Raw genomic sequence first — 17,045 nt, forward strand, 5'->3', positions numbered from 1 at the left:
CAGGTACGGGTGCCTACAGTCGCCGGCCATGGACTCCCCCGCATCGCCGCCCCTCCTGATCGGATGCGCCGCCGGTTTCTCCGGCGACCGCACCGACGCCGCCGGACCGGTGGTCGACACCCTGATCGCGCGCCTGCGCCACGGCCCCGCCGGGCAGCGCGCCTTCCTGATCTTCGAGACGCTGGCCGAGCGCACCCTCGCGCTGGCCCAGCTGCGCCGCCGTGCCGACCCCGAGGCCGGCTACGAGCCGCTGCTCGACGCCATGCTGCGCCCGGTGCTCGCGCGCTGCCTCGCCCACGACATCCGCATCGTCAGCAACTTCGGCGCCGCCAACCCGCGCGCCGCCGCGCGCCACATCGCGCGCATGGCCCGCGAGCTCGGCGCGCCGGTGCCGCGCATCGCGGTGGTGGAGGGCGACGACCTCTCGGGCCCGGCCCACCGCGCGCTGCTGCGCGAGGCGCTCGGCGCCGCGATGGACGGGCTTCGGGTGGTCAGCGCCAATGCCTACATCGGCGCCGAGCCGATCGCCGCCGCGCTCGACGCGGGCGCCCAGGTGGTGGTGTGCGGCCGCGTGGCCGATCCCTCGCTGACCGTCGGCCCCGTGCTGTCGCACTTCGGCTGGCGCGCCGACGACTGGCACCGGCTCGGCCGCGCGACCATGGCCGGGCACCTGCTCGAATGCGGCGCGCAGGTCTGCGGCGGCTATTTCGCCGACCCCGGCTACAAGGACGTGCCGGGCCTCGCGGCCGTGGGCTTTCCCATTGCCGAGATCGATGCCGACGGCCACTGCACCATCGGCAAGGCCGACGGCACCGGCGGCCTCGTGAGCGAGGCCACGGTGAAGGAGCAGCTGCTCTACGAGGTGCACGATCCCGCCGCCTACCTCACGCCCGACGTGGTGGCCGACATCGCCGAGGCCGAGGTGCATGCGCTGCCCGGGCCCGACCGCGTGGCGCTCTCGGGCGTGCGCGGCCATGCGCGGCCCGCGCACTACAAGGTCAACGTCTGCCACGAGGGCGGCTGGCTCGCCGAGGGCGAGATCTCCTATGCCGGGCCGCGCGCCGAGGCACGGGCACGGCTCGCGGCGCAGGTGCTGCGCGAACGGCTCGATGGACTCGCGCTGCGCGTGGACCTGATCGGCGCGCTGAGCATCTTCGGCGACGACGCCGGCCAGGCGCTCGCAGCCACGCCCGACAGCGGATTGCGCGACGTGCGGCTGCGCGTGGCCGCCACCCATGCCGAGCGCGCGCAGGCCGAGCGGCTGGCGCGCGAGGTCACGGCCCTCTACACCTGCGGGCCCGCGGGCGGCGGCGGCGTGCGCACAGCGCTCACGCCGCGGCTCAACACCATCTCGTGCCTGCTGCCGCGCGAGGCGGTGCCGGTGCGTTTCGAGTTGCTCGATGAAGGAGAGGGCGCATGAGCAAGCCCGTGTCTTTCTCCCTCCCCCGCTGGGGGAGGGCCGGGGTGGGGGCACCGGGCCTTCGCGACCGCCGTTGCCTCTCCACCGCCCGCTGCCCCCATCCCGACCTTCCCCCAGAGGGGGAAGGAGCCAAGCCATGAACCTCGAAGTCCCTCTTTACCGCGCCGCCCACGGCCGCACCGGCGACAAGGGCGATCGCTCGAACATCAGCGTCATCGCCTGGCATCCCGCGCTCTATGCCGTGCTCGCCGAGCAGCTCACGCCCGAGCGCGTGGCCGAGCAGTTCCGCCACCGCGCGCCTTCGCAGGTGCAGCGCTTCCTGCTGCCGAAGCTGCACGCCATGAACTTCGTGCTCGACGCCGTGCTCGACGGCGGCGTCAACGATGCGCTCAACCTCGACACCCACGGCAAGGCGCTCTCGTTCCTGCTGCTCGACATGCCCGTGCGCGTGCCGAGCGAGCTTGCGCACCACCTGGCCGGCCCCTGAGCGCCGAAGCAACCCTTCACCGAATTTCCAACCATCGATCCCGGAGACAACAAGATCATGAACCGACGTTCCCTCACCCTGCTCGGCGCCGCGCTGGCCCTGGCCCCGCTGCTGGGCCAGGCGCAGTCCTTCCCCGAGAAGCCGATCACCTTCGTCGTGCCCTTCGCGGCCGGCACCGCCACCGACCAGATCGCGCGCGCCCTCGGCAACGTCATCACGGCCGAGACCAAACAGGCCGTCGTCATCGACAACCGCGCCGGCGCCAGCGGCTTCATCGCCTCGCAGTTCGTCGCCAAGGCGCCGGCCGACGGCTACACCGTGCTCGTCACCACCAACACCACGCACGCGGCCAACGAGCATCTCTACAAGAAGCTGCCTTACGACCCGGTGAAGGACTTCGCGCCGCTCGCCGGCCTGGGCAAGGGCGGCCAGATCATGGTGGTGAACCCGGCCTCGAACGTGAAGAGCGTGGCCGACTTCATCGCGCTCGCGAAGAAGGAGCCGGGCAAGCTGAGCTTCGGCAGCGGCAGTTCGTCGAGCCGCATGGCCGGCGAGCTGCTGCAGCAGATGGCCGACATCAAGCTGCTGCACGTGCCCTACAAGAGCAACACCCTGGCCGTGACCGACCTGCTCGGCGGCCAGATCGACATGATGATCACCGACACCGCCACCGGCCTGCCGCAGGTCAAGGGTGGCAAGCTGCGCGCGCTCGGCATGTCGAGCGCCAGCCGCTCGCCGCTCGCGCCCGACGTGCCCACCATCGCCGAGGCCGGCGTCAAGGGCTACGAGATGGGCTACTGGTTCGCCGCCTATGCGCCTGCCAAGACACCGCCGGCCGTGGTCAAGCGCCTCAACGAACTGCTGGTGAAGGCCGCGAAGAGCGACAGCGCGAAGACCACCTTCTACGAGCCGAGCGGCACCGAGGTCTTCACCACCTCGCCCGAGGAACTGGCGAAGTTCCAGGCCGGCGAATCGCAGAAGTGGGGCCGCATCGTGAAGGCGGCCGGCATCGAGGCCGAGTAAACGAGTTCCAGGGCCGGGGGATTCCTCCCCGGCCCCACCACACCCGCCGACCGGCTTGCCGGCCGCGCGGCGGCGGCGCGCATCGTGCCGCACACAGGCGCCCGGCGCCGATACATCACAACCACAGGAGACAGACATGAATCGATGGAGCCTCGCGGCTGCCAGCGCGGTCACGGCCGCGCTTTTCCTGACCGCCTGCGGCGGCAGCGGTGGAGGCGGCGGCGGCCTGCTGCTGCCCCCGCCCGCCAGCAACCCGCCCGCACCGCCGCCGCCCGCGGCCAGCGCGCCCAAGTACACGCTCTCGATCGCCAGGACCGAGGACGTGCCCGGCAGCTTCGGCAGCGCCGGCGCCTACGAGAAGATCACCGGCACCTTCACCGGCGAGGTCGACCCGAAGGACACGCACAACGCCATCATCCAGGACCTCGCGCTCGCGCCGACCAATGCCAACGGCAAGGTCGAATACAAGTCCGAGTTCGTGCTCTTCAAGCCCAAGGACATGAGCAAGGCCAGCGGCGTGCTGCGCTACGACGCGCCCAACCGCGGCAACATCGTCAACCTCGATCCCTACTTCGCATCGCGCGGCTACGTGTTCCTCACCGCCGCCTGGCAGGGCGACGTGCCCGCCGCCGCCGGCAAGGTCACGCTGACCGTGCCCGTGGCGAAGAACCCCGATGGCAGCACCATCACCGGCCCCTACCGCGCCGAGCTGCTGCCCACCGTGGCCACCGGCGATTCGCTGCCGCTGCCCGGCGGCCCGTTCAATGCCGCGATGCAGGCCTACGCCACCGCCAGCCTCGACAACACGAAGCCGGGCTACGTGCTCACGCGCCGCATCAACGAGGAAGACGCGCGCCAGCTCATCCCGGCCAGCGAATGGAAGTTCGCCAAGTGCGCCGCCGGCACCCCGTTCCCGGGCACGCCCGACGAAACCAGCGTGTGCCTCAAGGCCGGCTGGGACCCGGCCTACATGTACGAGCTCGTCTACGTCGCTAAGGACCCCAAGGTCATGGGCCTGGGCCTCGCGGCGCTGCGCGACATGATCGCCTTCTTCCACCACGAGGCCAGCGATGCCGCCGGCACCGCCAATCCCGTGGCCAGCGCCATTCGCAACACCATTGCATCGGGCGTGTCGCAGTGCGGCAACTTCATGAAGACCTTCGTGCATCTCGGCTTCAACGAGGACCGCGCGGGCCGCAAGGTGTTCGACGGCGTGTTCGCGCAGATCGCCGCGCGCCAGACCAACATCAACACCCGCTTCGCCATTCCGGGCGGCGGCGGTGGCGTGCGCAGCGACCACACCGCCTTCGGCCAGGCCGGCACGCGCGGCCTGTCGAAGGACTACGTCGACGACGTGGCCCAGCGCCGTGGCGGCATCCTGTCGCGCTGCGAAGCCAGCGGCACCTGCCCCAAGCTCTTCATCGGCTTCAGCGGCACCGAGTTCTACGTGCTGCAGGGCTCGCCGCTGCTGACCGACGCCTGGGGCACCACCGACCTCGCGCAGCCCGCCAATGCGCGCGTGTACTACTACGCCAGCAGCCATCACCTGCTGGGCCTGCCCTCGATGCCCGGCAGCGCGGCCGGCGCGCTCTATGCCACCAACGGCAATGCCGGCGTGATCCCCGTGGTGCGCGCGCTCTACCAGAACCTCGAGGATTGGGTCGTGAAGGGCACCAACCCGCCCGACAGCCAGGTGCCCAGGCTCGCCGACAGCACCCTGGTGCGGCCGCAGCAGGTGAAGTTCCCGGCCATTCCGGGCGTGGGCTACACCGGCCTGGTCAACACCTTCTCGCTGCTCGACTGGGGCCCGAGCTACCGTCCGCAGGACGAGAGCGGCATCCCCACCCAGGTGCCGCCGGCCTACCTGGGCCGCGACTACGCCATCCTCGTGCCGCAGGTCGATGCCGACGGCAACGACATCGCCGGCATCCGCAGCCTCGACGTGGCCGTGCCCCTGGGCACCAACACCGGCTGGAACTACACCAGCAAGCCCGCCACCATCGACCAGGCCGGCCTGTTCGGCGCGTACTTCCCGTTCGCCAGGACCACGGCCGCGCGCACCGGCAGCGGCGACCCGCGCCTGTCGCTGCAGGAGCGCTACACCGACCAGGCGGGCTACGTGTCGGCCGTGACCGCCGCCGCCAACGACCTCGTCGCCCGGCGCTTCATGCTGCGCGTGGATGCCGACGCCGCGATCGCCGCCGCGGCCGCCACGCCGGTGCTGCCCTAAGCCTCGGCGACAGCCTGGGCTTCGGCCGGTGCCTGGTGCACCCCGAAGCCCGAGCAGCCCGGCGCGATGTCGGGCCGCAGGGTGAGGGCGGGAATCTCGTAGTCGCCATGGTTCTGGCGGCGAAACGGGATCGGCGCCGTGCTGAACAGCGTGTCCATCCTCGCCCCCAGTTCCTGCTCGATGCGCGCGTAGGCGGCCGCGTCGACCTTGCCCGTGCGGTGCACCACGTAGGGCGGCAGCACCTCGAAGCCCGGGTAGTAGAGGATCCCGTGATGGATCGGGAACAGCAGGTCGTCCATCGGCCCGTTGATGCCGCGCGGCGCGTAATGCGAGGCCCAGCCGCCCGTCGTGGTGACCACCATCGCGCGCTTGCCCGCCATCGAGCCTTCGCCGAAGCGGTCGCCCCAGTGGCTGTCGGAATGCTCGCCGACTCCGTAGGCGAAGCCATAGGCATAGATGCGCTCGATCCAGCCCTTGAGGATCGCCGGCATCGAATACCACCAGAGCGGAAACTGCAGGATCACCGCGTTGGCCCACAGCAGCTTCTGCTGCTCGGCCTCGATGTCGGCCGCCTGCGTGCCGGTTTCGAAGGCGCGCAGCGAATCGAGCGCGGGGTCGAAGGGAGCGGCCGCGTCGCGCGCCGGAAAGTCCGCCGCTTCGAGCGTGGGCTTCCAGCGCATGGCATAGAGATCGGAGGTGCGCACCGAATGACCCTGCGCCTCGAGCCGATCGCGCATGAAGCGATGGAGCGAGCCGTTGAGCGAGGCGGGTTCGGGATGCGCGAGCACGAGGAGTACGTTCATGGATTCACCTGAAGTCATGAGGAAAGAAGAGGAGCGATGACCGCAGGTTAGGCAGCGTGGCGATATATTGGAAATGAATAGTTCGAATTCCAGGAATTGCCATGAACAATTTGAGCCGCCTCGACCTCAACCTGCTGCTCACCCTCGACACCCTGCTGGCCGAGCGCAACGTCACCCGCGCGGCCGAGCGCCTGAACCTGTCGCAGCCTTCGGTGAGCGTGCAGCTCGCCAAGCTGCGCGAGGTGTTCAAGGACCCGCTGCTCGTGCCCGCCCAGCGCGGCATGCGGCCCACCGCGCGCGCCGACGAGTTGCGCGAGCCGCTGCGCGAGGCCCTCGAATCGCTGGGCCGCGCCGTCGCGCCCAGCAAGCCCTTCGACCCCGCCGAGGCCACCACCACCTGGCGCGTGGCCGCCGCCGACTATGCCGAGTCGGCCATCCTGCTGCCCGCGCTCGCCGCCATCCGCGTCGCCGCGCCCCACACCCGTCTGGCCGTGGTCGAGGCCGTGCCGCTGCGCATGGCGCGGCAGCTGGAGCAGGGCGAGTTCGACCTGTTCTTTCACACCAGCGTGGGCGCGCCGCCGGGCCTGCACCGGCGCGTGCTGTTCCACGAGCGTTATGTGCTCGCCGGCCGCGCCGGCCACCCGCGCCTGAAGCGCCGGCCCACCCTGGCGCAGTTCTGCGCGCTCGAGCACGTCGTGGTGTCGCTCAGCGGCGGCGGCTTCAGCGGCCCCACCGATGAAGCGCTGGCCGAGAAGGGCCTCACGCGGCGCGTGGCTCTCTCGGTGCCGCACTTCCTTTTCATGATCTCGGTGCTGCAGACCACCGACATGGTCGCGATGCTGCCCGAGCGGCTTGCGCGCGGGGCTGCGGGGCTACGCGTGGTGGAGGCGCCGCTGGAGGTGCCGGGGTATGAGATGGCGATGCTTTGGCATGAGAGGAAGCATCGGGATGCGGGGCATCGGTGGGTGAGGGAGAGGGTGGTGGAGGGGGTGGAAATTTAGGCACCAGCTCCCATCGCAAGCTTCTTGTGCAGCTTTGCAGCAAGATCAAGCCTCGCGGCTTGCAGCAGTTCGTCGGACGGAGCAGGGTCAGACAACGGTTTGAACATCTCGGTGATGTTGGCCAGTATTTGGGCGGGAGTCATGATGACTCCCCAAGGAATGGCCCACCAGCCAAGCAATGTGCAGAAGACGATGGAGCCCAGGTTTGCTTTTCTTCCGCACGAATGGCAGCAGATGTGCGTTCGGTTGGTCCATTGAGTGAAGATGCCTGCCGACCAGACCCGGTAGTAGCGCCGCACTTCTGTCTTTGAGCCCGCTTGCTGGCATTCCGGACACGTACCGTTCTTTATGGTGAACGCGTGGCTAAGAATCTCTTCTTTCGAGATGTCCTCTGATATTTCAAGCAGACGCGCATTCCGCAAACATGCCTTGCTGCAGAAGCGCTGCCCTTCATCTAAAAGCGCAGAGAACCTGGCGGAGCTTCCACAGAAATCGCACTCGCTTGTACCTTTGGTCTGCCGATACGAGGCCTTCCTTGCTTGCAGCACGAGCGGCTGCAAAGTCGAGTCTTCGATTCCACGGGATTTGAGCAACAAGAGGATCGCCTCTTTTGCTTCGTCCGCCAAGTCTGTGGTTGCGTATCGTCGCAAGAGGTCCTCGGTTTCGTCATTCCGAAACCGCTCCAAGAAGTATTCCTTTGGATACACGCCTCGATCCCTCGGTGAGCTATAGAAATATTTAACGAAGTGTATCCGGCGACGGCTGCAAGGCATTCCAGCCGGAGCGTTGATCGCCCCCGGGAGATTGAGTTGCTCTTGGGCGGTGTTGGTGAATGAGCGGATGCGGCTTGCTAATGTGGTTGGCCAGTGGTTGGTGACCAACGGAACATGGAGCGCGGGAATGCTGCTGAAATGGGTGCGCCGTCGCGCGCTCACCTTGAGCAAGTTGCCGAGCGTTGAAATAGCTCCCTCGCTTCTCGGGCCAATTCATAGGCCAGTCAGATCACGTTGTTGAAATGCGTTCCTTCCGCATCCTCACGCCAATGACTTCCGCTTCCATGGCAACACCAAAGCAGCGAGTTCAACTGCTCCAGCTTGTTCTCCAGAAGATCCTCCGGCCCCGGCCCCGTGCATGTGGGCGCTACCGCGCTGCGAGATACCGGCGTGCGACGCCGGGCCATAATCCGTCTAGCCATTTGGTGTGCTCCTTTCAAGGTGTTGCACGTCTTGTGGCTAGGCGGCCAGGGTGTGTCAGCATCTTGGCCGTCGCCTTTTGCGCCCCACGTTCGCCGCGATGCCCGATGCATCGACGGCCCGCCGCGAGGCGAAGCGGTTGATTCATTCATCCGCCCGTTCAAGGGGGCGTGTGTGCGGCCTTTCTTGCCCACACAAGCGCATGAAAACTTATCCCCCAAAATGCGCGAAATAAGAAAAAGCAAGGTTCTCCACGCTCGGGTTTCGGCATCACCCTACGACGAGCACTACGAGATGGCTTTCGTCTACTGTGTCGACGTTGCCACGAAATACTGCTTCTCACTGACACGCCTTCCAGATCAGGGCGAAATCGAAGTGATGGTGCTCGATCAGCTCAACGCCAGCGTGGAAGACCTGAACTTGACGCTCAACGGGGACGTTCTCACGGCGCACCTGGATCCGGAGACGGCTAGTCAGCTAGACGGGTTCGATGAGTACGTTGTGAACCTCGGCGTTTCCCATGAAGAACGACGACAGCTGATCACGGCTCTGAAGAAGATCTTCGAAGGCAAGCGAGGCTTCAGGGTGGAGTCTTCGTGAAGGATGGGGAGCCGTCGATCAGGTCGAAACTTTAGTCAGACCCCATGGAATCCATTGAAAAATTTTCATACCTTTGGGACGGCTCAGAGCCTGGCTGGGTTGTTGTGCACCACTTTGAAGACAGAGAAGTGCTCCATGCCGTCTTCGCGGATGGCGGGCCGAGCGTTTCCGAAGTCAAGGCCCTGCGATCGGTTGTGCCAGATCTCGCAGAGCGAGCTGCAGCCTAAGTGCTTGCTCTTCTGAGAGGAAAGACGGAATTCGGCCTGGGTGAGTTTGAATCGAGTCGCGCGAAGGTGCTTTGCAAGCAATGCAAGGCGCTTGGCCTTCGAGTCGCAGGTCGTAGGTACGAGGCGATAAGCTTCAGCCTCATCAATGTGAAAGCATGACAACCGGATTGCCACCGCTATGGGTCAAGCATCCCGATCTCCCTTGGGGGAGTTTGGGATGGCGCATGGGCTGGGGTGAGGTCTACTGGGAGGATTGGAGAAGCTTCTTTCTGGCATTGGGCGAAGAGGACCGTCGGCGCTATAGAGAGGTTTGGCCAGAACCCGAACCCTGGCAGGGTCTGTATGCATTCATCGAGACCGGCGAGCCTCCGCCCCGGGTCGTCGAGCACAAGAGGAAACTGGCCGGCCCCTATCCTTTGCCGAGCACGGACGAGGCCCACATCTCCGAGTACTACCGAGTTGTCTGGCTGATCAGGCAGCACTTGATCGAGCTGAGCAGTCAAGAAGTGCATGCGCGAGTTTCTGAGTCCGTTCTCAAGCAGGCGGGTGGCGAAGACCATCTGGCTTTCTATGCCGAGCCGAATGGTTCATGGTGGCGTTTCTCCACGCTGAAGGCGGGAGGGTGGCTGCTGCAGAGACTTGCTGTTCCCCACGAGTCCCACGCTCCGTCGGAGCAGTGAGGTTCGATCGGTGCAGGTCCTGGGCGCATGAGCTGTCCAGCTATGCTTTGGCAGGAGTGGAGCTGCCGCATTGGTGACGGAGACATAGCGTGCAGTGGGTCTTGCGATCGGCTTGCCCCGGCGCTCTCTGCCTCAGCCGGCGATTCGAACCTGCACCAGTACCACATTGGACGAAAGCACGCCTCGTTCGACATGCACCCGGTAGTCCGCATTCCTCTGAGGTAGGCGAAGTACCGCCATCAGGTCCAGGTAGAAGCGCACCTGTCCCGTCATCCCGAAAACCTCATGTGGCTGCCTGGGCGGGCGCTGCATGGGATTGGGTATCTCGTTGTCTTGCGGTGCCGGCGCGGGAACGGGGCCGGCGTAGCGCTGGCCGGTGGTGCTGTTCACCGCAACAAGCCTCATCTCGGGCGGGGTGGGCACGATGATGGGCATGACTGCCAGCCCGCACACCCACACAACGGCGGTCTGGCCAGGCTTCGACTGGACCAGGGGAGGTGCCTCGATGACGATGCCTTGTCACCCCGGATCGCGAGGGGCGGCCGGCGCGCACGCCGATGTCTGGGACAACGGCATGCCCATGATGCCCAGGCATGCGGCTGCCAGAAGCCATCGGAGTCTCTCGTGCGATGTCACAGCGCGTCACTGTGCGCACGGCGACCGGCGCGCGCCAGTATCGAAAGTCACGCCGGCCTTTGCCACCTCGCTGCTGCCTGAGGCCCAACGTGAGCAATGGCTGTAGGCCGCCGTTTTCAGCTTCGAGCCCAAGCGATGAGCTTCCATACCGCAATTGCCGCCGACACGACGAGGAGGGCGAGGGAGACAAGTGATGTCGTGATCAGCGCGCTGCCATAGCCGGAAACGGGATCGTTGCACTGAAAGCCACCGAAGCCGAAGGCGCAGTAGCGCTCGTATATCGTGTTGGATGCGGTGAGAACGACGGCCAGGACCACCGTCACCGCAATGCTTATCGTGGGGAATCGCTTTGCACTCATCGGTGTGTGGCGTCAGTGATTTCTTGTACCTGGCGCGAGGAATGATCGCCGCATAGGAACCATCGGACAAGGCCGACCGTGGCAGAACTCGCGAGTCGCACAGAGGAATGACTTTAGGCACTGGGAGGCTCATGAAAAAGAAGCTAGCTTCGTTGGTGCCCGAGAGATGAGCGGGCTGCCTGCAGGTCTGCGGGGTGGCTGCCGCCTATGTCCGATCTGGCGAGAACATCGGGCCCGCCTTGCGCATCGTCAAGAACAGAGAGGATGAGGAGTTGGACGTCGACCCCGTGCCGCCGGCCCCTTCTGGCGATGGGCTTGTCCTGTCGATGGATTCGGTACGGCTGCAGACGCTGCCGCACGGCAACATGTCTTCGGCGATCAAGAGCATCGTTCTTTTTCTGGGGCTCATGCCGCTGGGGATCGCGGCGTGGTTCTGCTCGATGCTCGCCGACGCATTTCGGCAAGACATGGCCGACACGGCCTTCGTGCTGATCATGTCGGTATCGATCGCGGTGTTTGCGCTGATTGCCGTTGCCGCGCTGGTGCAGGCAGTGACCGCGCCCTATGCGTTTCCTACGCTCTTCAATCGGGCGACCGGCAAGGTCGTTCAGCTCAGGGGCAGGGAGCGCTTCGAGGCGCCGTGGGCGCAACTGGTTCCCCAGGTGGACTCAATCACGGTGGGCGGCGCGCTGCGCTACCGTCTTTGCCTGAAGGGGCCAACGGAAGTCGGTGCCGCGCAGATGATCCTTGTGAGCAACGCAAACAACAGTCCCGCCGATTGTCTTGAGCACTACGAGTTTCTGCGCAGGTACATGGCAGGCGATTGGCAGTGGCTGCCGAAGGTCGAATGCCTGGAAGGCATCAGAAGGCCGCTGTTGCGGGAGTTCGGCAACAACCTGTGGACGCAGATGACGAACTATCGGCCATGGGATGAAAGATCCGTGCTGGGAAGGGTGCTGTCTTCGGCCGCGTTGCTGCTGATCTCGCTGCTCTGGTGGCCGATGCTGTTGCTGACGCTGATCGGCTCTCGTCTTGGAAGGCTGCCTCGCCTATCGGCGGCCGACCTGGGTACCTGCTCGGAGTCGCTGCAAGACGTCGCGCAAGAACCTCTCCCAGTGTGCATTCGCCCGGCGCCTGCATTGGGGGGCACGGAGCGAGCGGTCTATGTCGCGATCGCAGCGATCTCCACGGCGGCGTGGTGCTGGCCTGGTGTGGGTGTACTGGCGAGAATCGCGGACATGGCCCGCGCGATGTAAGGTACTCGACCCACTGTCCACGCCAAACATGAAAACTCGCAAGCTTCTCGAGGCCGACCTGCCAGCGTTGCTCGATCTCTACCAGCACCTTCACGAGACGGACGATCCACGGCCCGCCCCGGTTGTCGTCGAGGCAGTCTGGCAGGAGATCCTGGCAAGTCGTCACTTCCACTACTTCGGTGGATTCGAGGGTGCCGACCTGGTCTCCAGCTGCAATCTGACCGTGATCCCCAACCTCACGCGCGGCTGCAGGCCCTACGGCGTGATCGAGAACGTGGTGACGCATGCAGCGTACCGCGGCAGAGGCTACGCAAAAGGCTTGTTGGCCCAAGCGCTCGACACGGCCTGGGCTGCGGGCTGCTACAAGGTGATGCTGATGACCGGTCGCAAGGACGAGGCGACGTTGAAGTTCTACGAGTCGGCCGGCTTCGATCGGCACGGAAAGCAGGCCTTCATTGCGAAGCCTCCTTCGAAGGCCGGTTAGTCTTCTCACGCAAAGTGCCGGCGGCCATCGCAGGTGCCTGCGACCCCACCTAGGTCAGATTCAACCCGCCGTCCGACAGCAGCACTTCGCCGGTGAGGTAATCCGAGGCAACCAGCATCGCAACGGCGTGCGCAATGTCGTCCGGGCTGGCGGCCCGGTGCATGGGCGCACGCTCGCGCCACAGCGCCTGTGCGGCGGTCCAGTCGACGGTGAGCGGCGTGTCGACCAGACCTGGCGCGACGGCGTTGACGCGAATGTCCGGCCCCAGCGACAGCGCGAGCAGGTGGGTCATGTGGTTGAGCGCGGCCTTGCTGACCGCATAGGGAATGGATGCGCCCTTGGGGCGAACGCCCGCGTGCGAGCTGATGTTGACGACGCAGCCCGCTCGGCGGCGCAGGGCGGCGTCACGCAGGGCCGACTCGGCCAAGGCAACCAGATGGAACGGCGCCACGACATTGACTTCGTGGAGCTCATGCCACACCGCGGAAGTGGCGGCGGCGAGGTCTGCGTGCGGAATGACTTTGCTGATGCCGGCGTTGTTGACCAGCACGTCGAGTTGGCCCCACGCGGCAATGGCTTCGCTGATGAGCCGCACCCTGTCGGCTTCCAGGGCAAGGTCTGCTTGAACGTAGATGGCCTGCTTCATCTCGGCAGCCATTGCACGGCCTGTCTCCGCGGAACTTCGAGAGTGAAGGACCACGGCATAACCCGCGTGATTCAGCTTGCGCGCGATGGCGGCACCGATGCCGGATGTGGATCCGGTGACCAGCGCGACACGGAGCGTGGGATCGATGGTCGGATTGACGTTCATCTGGAAAACCTCAGTCTGGTTGCGATCGAATGCACCGTTGCCGCCGCTCCGAACGAGCGATGAACACGGCGATGCCCAATGAAAGCAGCGATGTGGTCGACATTGCCGCGAGCAGGGCAGTGCGTGGATGGGCTTCGTCGACGAACAGCCCGGCCGCAAAGGCGATGGCACCGGCACCGATGGCCGTCATGGCCGAAGCCAGGCCCAAGGCGGTGCCTGCGAAGCCCGCGTGGATCGACAGCACCCGGCCGTTGGCCGCGGGCATCGTCAATCCGTTGCCGAGGCCCACGCACACGCAGGGGCCGAAGAACGCGAGCGGATGAGCAAACCCCAGCACTGCCAACGCCACGCCAACCAGCAGGCCTGCGCAGGTCAGCAACCGCCCGGCAACGATGAACCGGATGGGCTGCCACCGTTGCCCGCAGCGCGCGAGCGTGAAGCTTCCGACGATGAAGCCCGCGGGAACCAGTCCCATGTAGGCGCCCACCATCGCGGCGGAGGTTCCATAGGTCTGCATGGCCACGGCTGGCGCGCCGCCGATGAAGACGTAGAGCGTGCCGATGGAAGAGGCCATGCAGAGTCCATAAGCCCACAACTGCGCGGAGCGAAGCAGTTGGCCGTACCCGTCGAGCTGTTTAGACATCGTCGTGGAGCGATGGTGGTGGGTCTCCGGCAGGTAGCGCAGGGCCAGACAGAGAGCCGCTGCGCCCATGAGCGCGAAAGCGGCGAAGTTCGCGCGCCAGCCCAGCCAGCTGTCGAGAATGCCACCCGCGGTGGGGCCGAGCATCGGGGCGATCGCCCAGGCGGACGAGACATAGCCGATCTGACTGATCATCCGCTCGCCCGCCGTGTCGCGGATCGCGGCCAGCGACATGGCGTATCCGGCAATGGCGCTGCCCTGGAGCAGCCTGCAGGCCAGGAACACTTCGACGCTGCGCGCGAAGAAGCATCCGATCGAGCCGATCACGAAGACGAGCAGCGCGACGATCAGAACGGGCTTGCGCCCGAACCGGTCGGACAGCGCGCCGGCGATCAGGTGCGTCAACGCCGTGACGATGGCGTACCCGGCCACGGCGACATTGACCGTCGCGAACTCGGCGTCGAACTCCCTCGCGATGCTTGGCAAGGAAGGAACGAACATGTTCAGCGGCAGAACGCCGAGCGCCGACAGCGCGATCAGCAGCCAGAGGGGTGGGGCGTTTCGATGATGGGGCGGCACGGGGCGACTCCTTTGCGCGCACCCCTCTTGCGGGGATGCGGTGACCTGACAACAAGAGCCATCCGTCGAGGATGGGTACGTGGTGGCTCTCGTCGGGTCAACAGGAGCTGGGGTTCATCGGGCCTTTGGGGCTGGATGATGGTGCGTGCGATTTGCTACGCGGCGAGTTTGTGGGCTCGGCGGGGTGGACTTTACACCAGGGCGACGAAACCGTATCGGTGCAAAGACTGATCAGCAAGCTTGAATGGAGCGCTGGCGAATGCCGAACATGCCGGCGCGCACCTCGGTGCATATCCGCCGGCCGACCTTATAGCTCGAAAGGGAGTCCGCGGGCACTACCAGTTCCACCTTGCTTCCTTCGATCGATGCAACCACGACGTGGCGCCATGGCTTCGTTGACGTGTATGTGCTGGAGACGACTCCTCGCTCGACGTAGCCATGCGCTGGGAGGGTCAGCGCGTTCAAGTGAAGCAAGATGGCTGGTCCCAGGGCCATGCCGATTCCTGCCGCGATCAAGAACGACGCCCGCCGGACGATGACCCACAGGAACAATGCGTACGGCAAGCCCACGAGCAAGCCGAGGAAGATCGCTTTGAAAATGTCGTCCGTGCTCGTATCCAGAACCGCGCGCCAGACCAGCGCAGCCGTCAGGCAGGACAACGGCTCGGTCATGTTGATCCTGGCCTTGTCCGTAAAACCCTCGTCGCCTTTCAAACGGAAATAGTCGTTCGCGAAAAGTGGTGCGACAGTGATGCAAAGGAGCGTGGCATAGGCCGTGGAGATCGCCACCCAGTAAGGGCGTGGGCGTGCCACCAACCATATGAAGATGGCAACGATCGCCAGCGCACCGTAGAACTTGACGCGTCGACCGAAAGGGCCGAACGTGGGGTTGAGTTCTGGGAGGGCGAGGCCGCGTTTCATGGTGTTCCTGGCGCAGGGGCGAACGTCCTGAAAGCCGAGTCGTTCTTGAAGACGATTTCTCCTGTCGCCTGGCAGACGCCTATTCGCCCGACTGGAGTGACAGACGGCACCATGCGTGTTGCCTTGGTCCAGAGAATCTCGACGGTTTGAGCAATACGCATGAAGTTGGGCAGAACGCCAAGGTTGGCATTCGGTACGTCGCTTGAACTCTATACCTTGAGCAGCCCTCGGCTTGAATTCCGGCCCCCGGGGAGCCGAGGTCGACTAAACGACCTGGCACATTGTTCCTTCGTGCTGACTGTTGCACTCGATTGCTTGCCTGCGATGTTCGCCCGGGCGCGGCTTGGGGCGTTCAGAAGGCGTGGCTATCATGCACGCTGCCGATCGGAAGCGGCCAGTCGACCGCTCCGAAGAATTCTCTCTATCGCTGACGGTTGCGTCGCAGGAACTGCATTTCTTGTCAGACAGCGGAGTTGGACACGAAAAGCGCGTGCACGTCAGCGAAACGAATGCAGGCAAGGGATGCACCCGCTCATCGAGCTCACCGGTTCAGAAAAGACAGTTCAGAAAAATTCCCATGCAAGCATCGCTTCTGAGAGCCATCTGCGCACAGGTCATCGTCGTTGCCCTGTTGGGTGGGTGTGCTGCGACCGGACCCGTCTTCCGTCCGGTGGAGAAAGTCAACCAGGGCGACGGGTTGATATACGTCTATAGAGCAGACGCGTTTGCGGGGGGAGGAAGGTCAACGCCTGTTTATGTGGACGACGTACATGTATTCGATCTAAGAGCGGGTGGCTACTCTTGGTTTTCGGTTCCCGCCGGAAGGTACAAGCTTAGGCAAGACCTGCCTTGGGATCTTGTGACACAGTCAAATGAACTCGTGCTTGATGTCAGGCCCGGTGAGACGAGCTTCTATTCGGTGTCAACTGAGGTGGGGGACTGCAAGATCGCATCGAAATGCATTCGCTGGATACTGAGAAACGTCAACGGCCATGTTGGACGAAGCGAGATTGAAGACAAGAGATTCCAAGAGAACGCGGGGTTGGAGCAACTTCGACAGAAATTGAAAGATCGAAAGTGAACCGAGCCAGAAGCCGACTCTCGCCATCTACCTCAACTTGACCCGTATCCTGTCCAACTCCTTCAGCGGGCCTGCCGTGACTGATCGCTCCAATGAAATCGAGGTGGTCATCCTTCAGTTGAACGAGCTTTTTGCCTCGATTGGAGTTGTGGAACGCCAACTTGATGTATACGAGGCTACTGACGAGCAACTCGAATCGGCATACCTTCGACTTCTTCAGTTCCTGCAAGAAAACTCGGCGCACCAGACGCAGCTGGAGGGCGAGCTCCAGGCGATGGTGGCCGAATTTCGTCATGCAAGAGTTCGGCCGCCTCGACTTTCAATCGACGCGCTGGCCTTCTGCATGCACTCGCTCAGATGGCCCGAGGTCTTGCTCGCGATGCAGCGCGAGCACCGTGAGTTCTTCGCGCCGAGGCAAGACGACTTCCCCTGGCGCCTGATGGATGCTTACTCGTCCGATTGGAGCGAAAGGCATCGCTATGCGCACTATGCTGCGCCGATACAAGATCGCAACGCGACATGAGTCGGCCATTGAGAGTTTTTCCGTCGCTTGAGGCTTAGCACTCAGAAGTGCTACCGATCTGGGGCGCCTCATTCAGCTTGTGATGCCAAGA

At 64.8% G+C, this 17,045-nt stretch carries 18 protein-coding genes; 11 read left to right on the forward strand and 7 right to left on the reverse strand.

The window, feature by feature from the left end:
- Window positions 1-28 precede the first annotated feature (28 nt).
- The 4 genes from AC07RM_RS04985 to AC07RM_RS05000 all read left to right on the forward strand — a co-directional run bounded on the left by AC07RM_RS04985 (window position 29) and on the right by AC07RM_RS05000 (window position 5,160).
- Window positions 29-1,420 carry an acyclic terpene utilization AtuA family protein gene (locus AC07RM_RS04985; protein WP_495333526.1) on the forward strand — a complete coding sequence of 464 codons (1,392 nt, stop codon included), beginning with the start codon at window positions 29-31 and terminating at the stop codon, window positions 1,418-1,420.
- Window positions 1,421-1,556: 136 nt separating this feature from the next.
- Complete coding sequence (locus AC07RM_RS04990; RefSeq protein WP_495333528.1) at window positions 1,557-1,907, forward strand: AtuA-related protein; 351 nt, start codon at window positions 1,557-1,559, stop codon at window positions 1,905-1,907.
- Window positions 1,908-1,964: 57 nt separating this feature from the next.
- A complete protein-coding gene (locus tag AC07RM_RS04995; protein ID WP_495333530.1) occupies window positions 1,965-2,930 on the forward strand; it encodes a Bug family tripartite tricarboxylate transporter substrate binding protein in 966 nt (321 codons plus the stop codon).
- A gap of 136 nt (window positions 2,931-3,066) precedes the next feature.
- On the forward strand, window positions 3,067-5,160 hold the full coding sequence (locus AC07RM_RS05000) for an alpha/beta hydrolase domain-containing protein (RefSeq protein ID WP_495333532.1): 2,094 nt from the start codon (window positions 3,067-3,069) through the stop codon (window positions 5,158-5,160).
- Here the strand turns inward: AC07RM_RS05000 and AC07RM_RS05005 are convergent.
- On the reverse strand, window positions 5,157-5,963 hold the full coding sequence (locus tag AC07RM_RS05005; RefSeq protein ID WP_495333534.1) for an NAD(P)H-dependent oxidoreductase: 807 nt from the start codon (window positions 5,961-5,963) through the stop codon (window positions 5,157-5,159). The two genes, AC07RM_RS05000 and AC07RM_RS05005, sit on opposite strands and share 4 nt — an antisense overlap.
- Window positions 5,964-6,064: 101 nt before the next feature.
- Between AC07RM_RS05005 and AC07RM_RS05010 the strand changes: the two genes are divergently transcribed.
- The gene (locus AC07RM_RS05010; RefSeq protein WP_495333536.1) at window positions 6,065-6,964 is read left to right on the forward strand and encodes a LysR family transcriptional regulator; all 900 of its coding nucleotides are present in this window, start codon (window positions 6,065-6,067) and stop codon (window positions 6,962-6,964) included.
- On the opposite strand, the gene AC07RM_RS05015 is transcribed toward AC07RM_RS05010, so the two are convergent.
- Window positions 6,961-7,908 (reverse strand): hypothetical protein, encoded by a 948-nt coding sequence (locus tag AC07RM_RS05015; RefSeq protein WP_495333538.1) that lies wholly within the window; start codon window positions 7,906-7,908, stop codon window positions 6,961-6,963. The genes AC07RM_RS05010 and AC07RM_RS05015 overlap by 4 nt on opposite strands.
- A 543-nt stretch (window positions 7,909-8,451) precedes the next feature.
- Between AC07RM_RS05015 and AC07RM_RS05020 the strand changes: the two genes are divergently transcribed.
- Together AC07RM_RS05020 and AC07RM_RS05025 are read left to right on the forward strand one after the other, a co-directional pair.
- On the forward strand, window positions 8,452-8,757 hold the full coding sequence (locus tag AC07RM_RS05020) for a transcriptional repressor (protein WP_495333540.1): 306 nt from the start codon (window positions 8,452-8,454) through the stop codon (window positions 8,755-8,757).
- Between the two features lie 382 nt (window positions 8,758-9,139).
- Complete coding sequence (locus tag AC07RM_RS05025; protein WP_495333542.1) at window positions 9,140-9,664, forward strand: hypothetical protein; 525 nt, start codon at window positions 9,140-9,142, stop codon at window positions 9,662-9,664.
- 132 nt (window positions 9,665-9,796) lie between these two features.
- Here the strand turns inward: AC07RM_RS05025 and AC07RM_RS05030 are convergent, their stop codons facing one another.
- Both AC07RM_RS05030 and AC07RM_RS05035 read right to left on the reverse strand, forming a co-directional pair.
- Window positions 9,797-10,099, reverse strand: a complete 303-nt coding sequence (locus AC07RM_RS05030; RefSeq protein ID WP_495333544.1) for a hypothetical protein — start codon at window positions 10,097-10,099, stop codon at window positions 9,797-9,799.
- Between the two features lie 317 nt (window positions 10,100-10,416).
- Window positions 10,417-10,659, reverse strand: a complete 243-nt coding sequence (locus tag AC07RM_RS05035; RefSeq protein WP_495333546.1) for a hypothetical protein — start codon at window positions 10,657-10,659, stop codon at window positions 10,417-10,419.
- Window positions 10,660-10,898: 239 nt separating this feature from the next.
- Between AC07RM_RS05035 and AC07RM_RS05040 the strand changes: the two genes are divergently transcribed.
- The gene (locus AC07RM_RS05040) at window positions 10,899-11,915 is read left to right on the forward strand and encodes a hypothetical protein (protein WP_495333548.1); all 1,017 of its coding nucleotides are present in this window, start codon (window positions 10,899-10,901) and stop codon (window positions 11,913-11,915) included.
- 28 nt (window positions 11,916-11,943) lie between these two features.
- Window positions 11,944-12,399 carry a GNAT family N-acetyltransferase gene (locus AC07RM_RS05045; RefSeq protein ID WP_495333550.1) on the forward strand — a complete coding sequence of 152 codons (456 nt, stop codon included), beginning with the start codon at window positions 11,944-11,946 and terminating at the stop codon, window positions 12,397-12,399.
- A 49-nt stretch (window positions 12,400-12,448) separates the two neighbouring features.
- Here the strand turns inward: AC07RM_RS05045 and AC07RM_RS05050 are convergent, their stop codons facing one another.
- From AC07RM_RS05050 to AC07RM_RS05060, 3 genes are all read right to left on the reverse strand, one after another.
- Complete coding sequence (locus AC07RM_RS05050; RefSeq protein WP_495333552.1) at window positions 12,449-13,210, reverse strand: SDR family NAD(P)-dependent oxidoreductase; 762 nt, start codon at window positions 13,208-13,210, stop codon at window positions 12,449-12,451.
- 10 nt (window positions 13,211-13,220) lie between these two features.
- Complete coding sequence (locus AC07RM_RS05055; RefSeq protein WP_495333554.1) at window positions 13,221-14,429, reverse strand: multidrug effflux MFS transporter; 1,209 nt, start codon at window positions 14,427-14,429, stop codon at window positions 13,221-13,223.
- Window positions 14,430-14,660: 231 nt separating this feature from the next.
- Window positions 14,661-15,350 (reverse strand): hypothetical protein, encoded by a 690-nt coding sequence (locus AC07RM_RS05060; RefSeq protein ID WP_495333556.1) that lies wholly within the window; start codon window positions 15,348-15,350, stop codon window positions 14,661-14,663.
- A gap of 370 nt (window positions 15,351-15,720) precedes the next feature.
- Here AC07RM_RS05060 and AC07RM_RS05065 point away from each other — a divergent pair, with 370 nt between their 5' ends.
- Both AC07RM_RS05065 and AC07RM_RS05070 read left to right on the forward strand, forming a co-directional pair.
- Window positions 15,721-16,431, forward strand: a complete 711-nt coding sequence (locus tag AC07RM_RS05065; protein WP_495333558.1) for a DUF2846 domain-containing protein — start codon at window positions 15,721-15,723, stop codon at window positions 16,429-16,431.
- Between the two features lie 76 nt (window positions 16,432-16,507).
- Entirely contained in the window at window positions 16,508-16,954 is a 447-nt protein-coding gene (locus AC07RM_RS05070) for a hypothetical protein (protein ID WP_495333560.1), read from the forward strand.
- Window positions 16,955-17,045 lie beyond the last annotated feature (91 nt).

The organism is Variovorax sp. GW821-FHT09B05 (genome assembly GCF_059418265.1).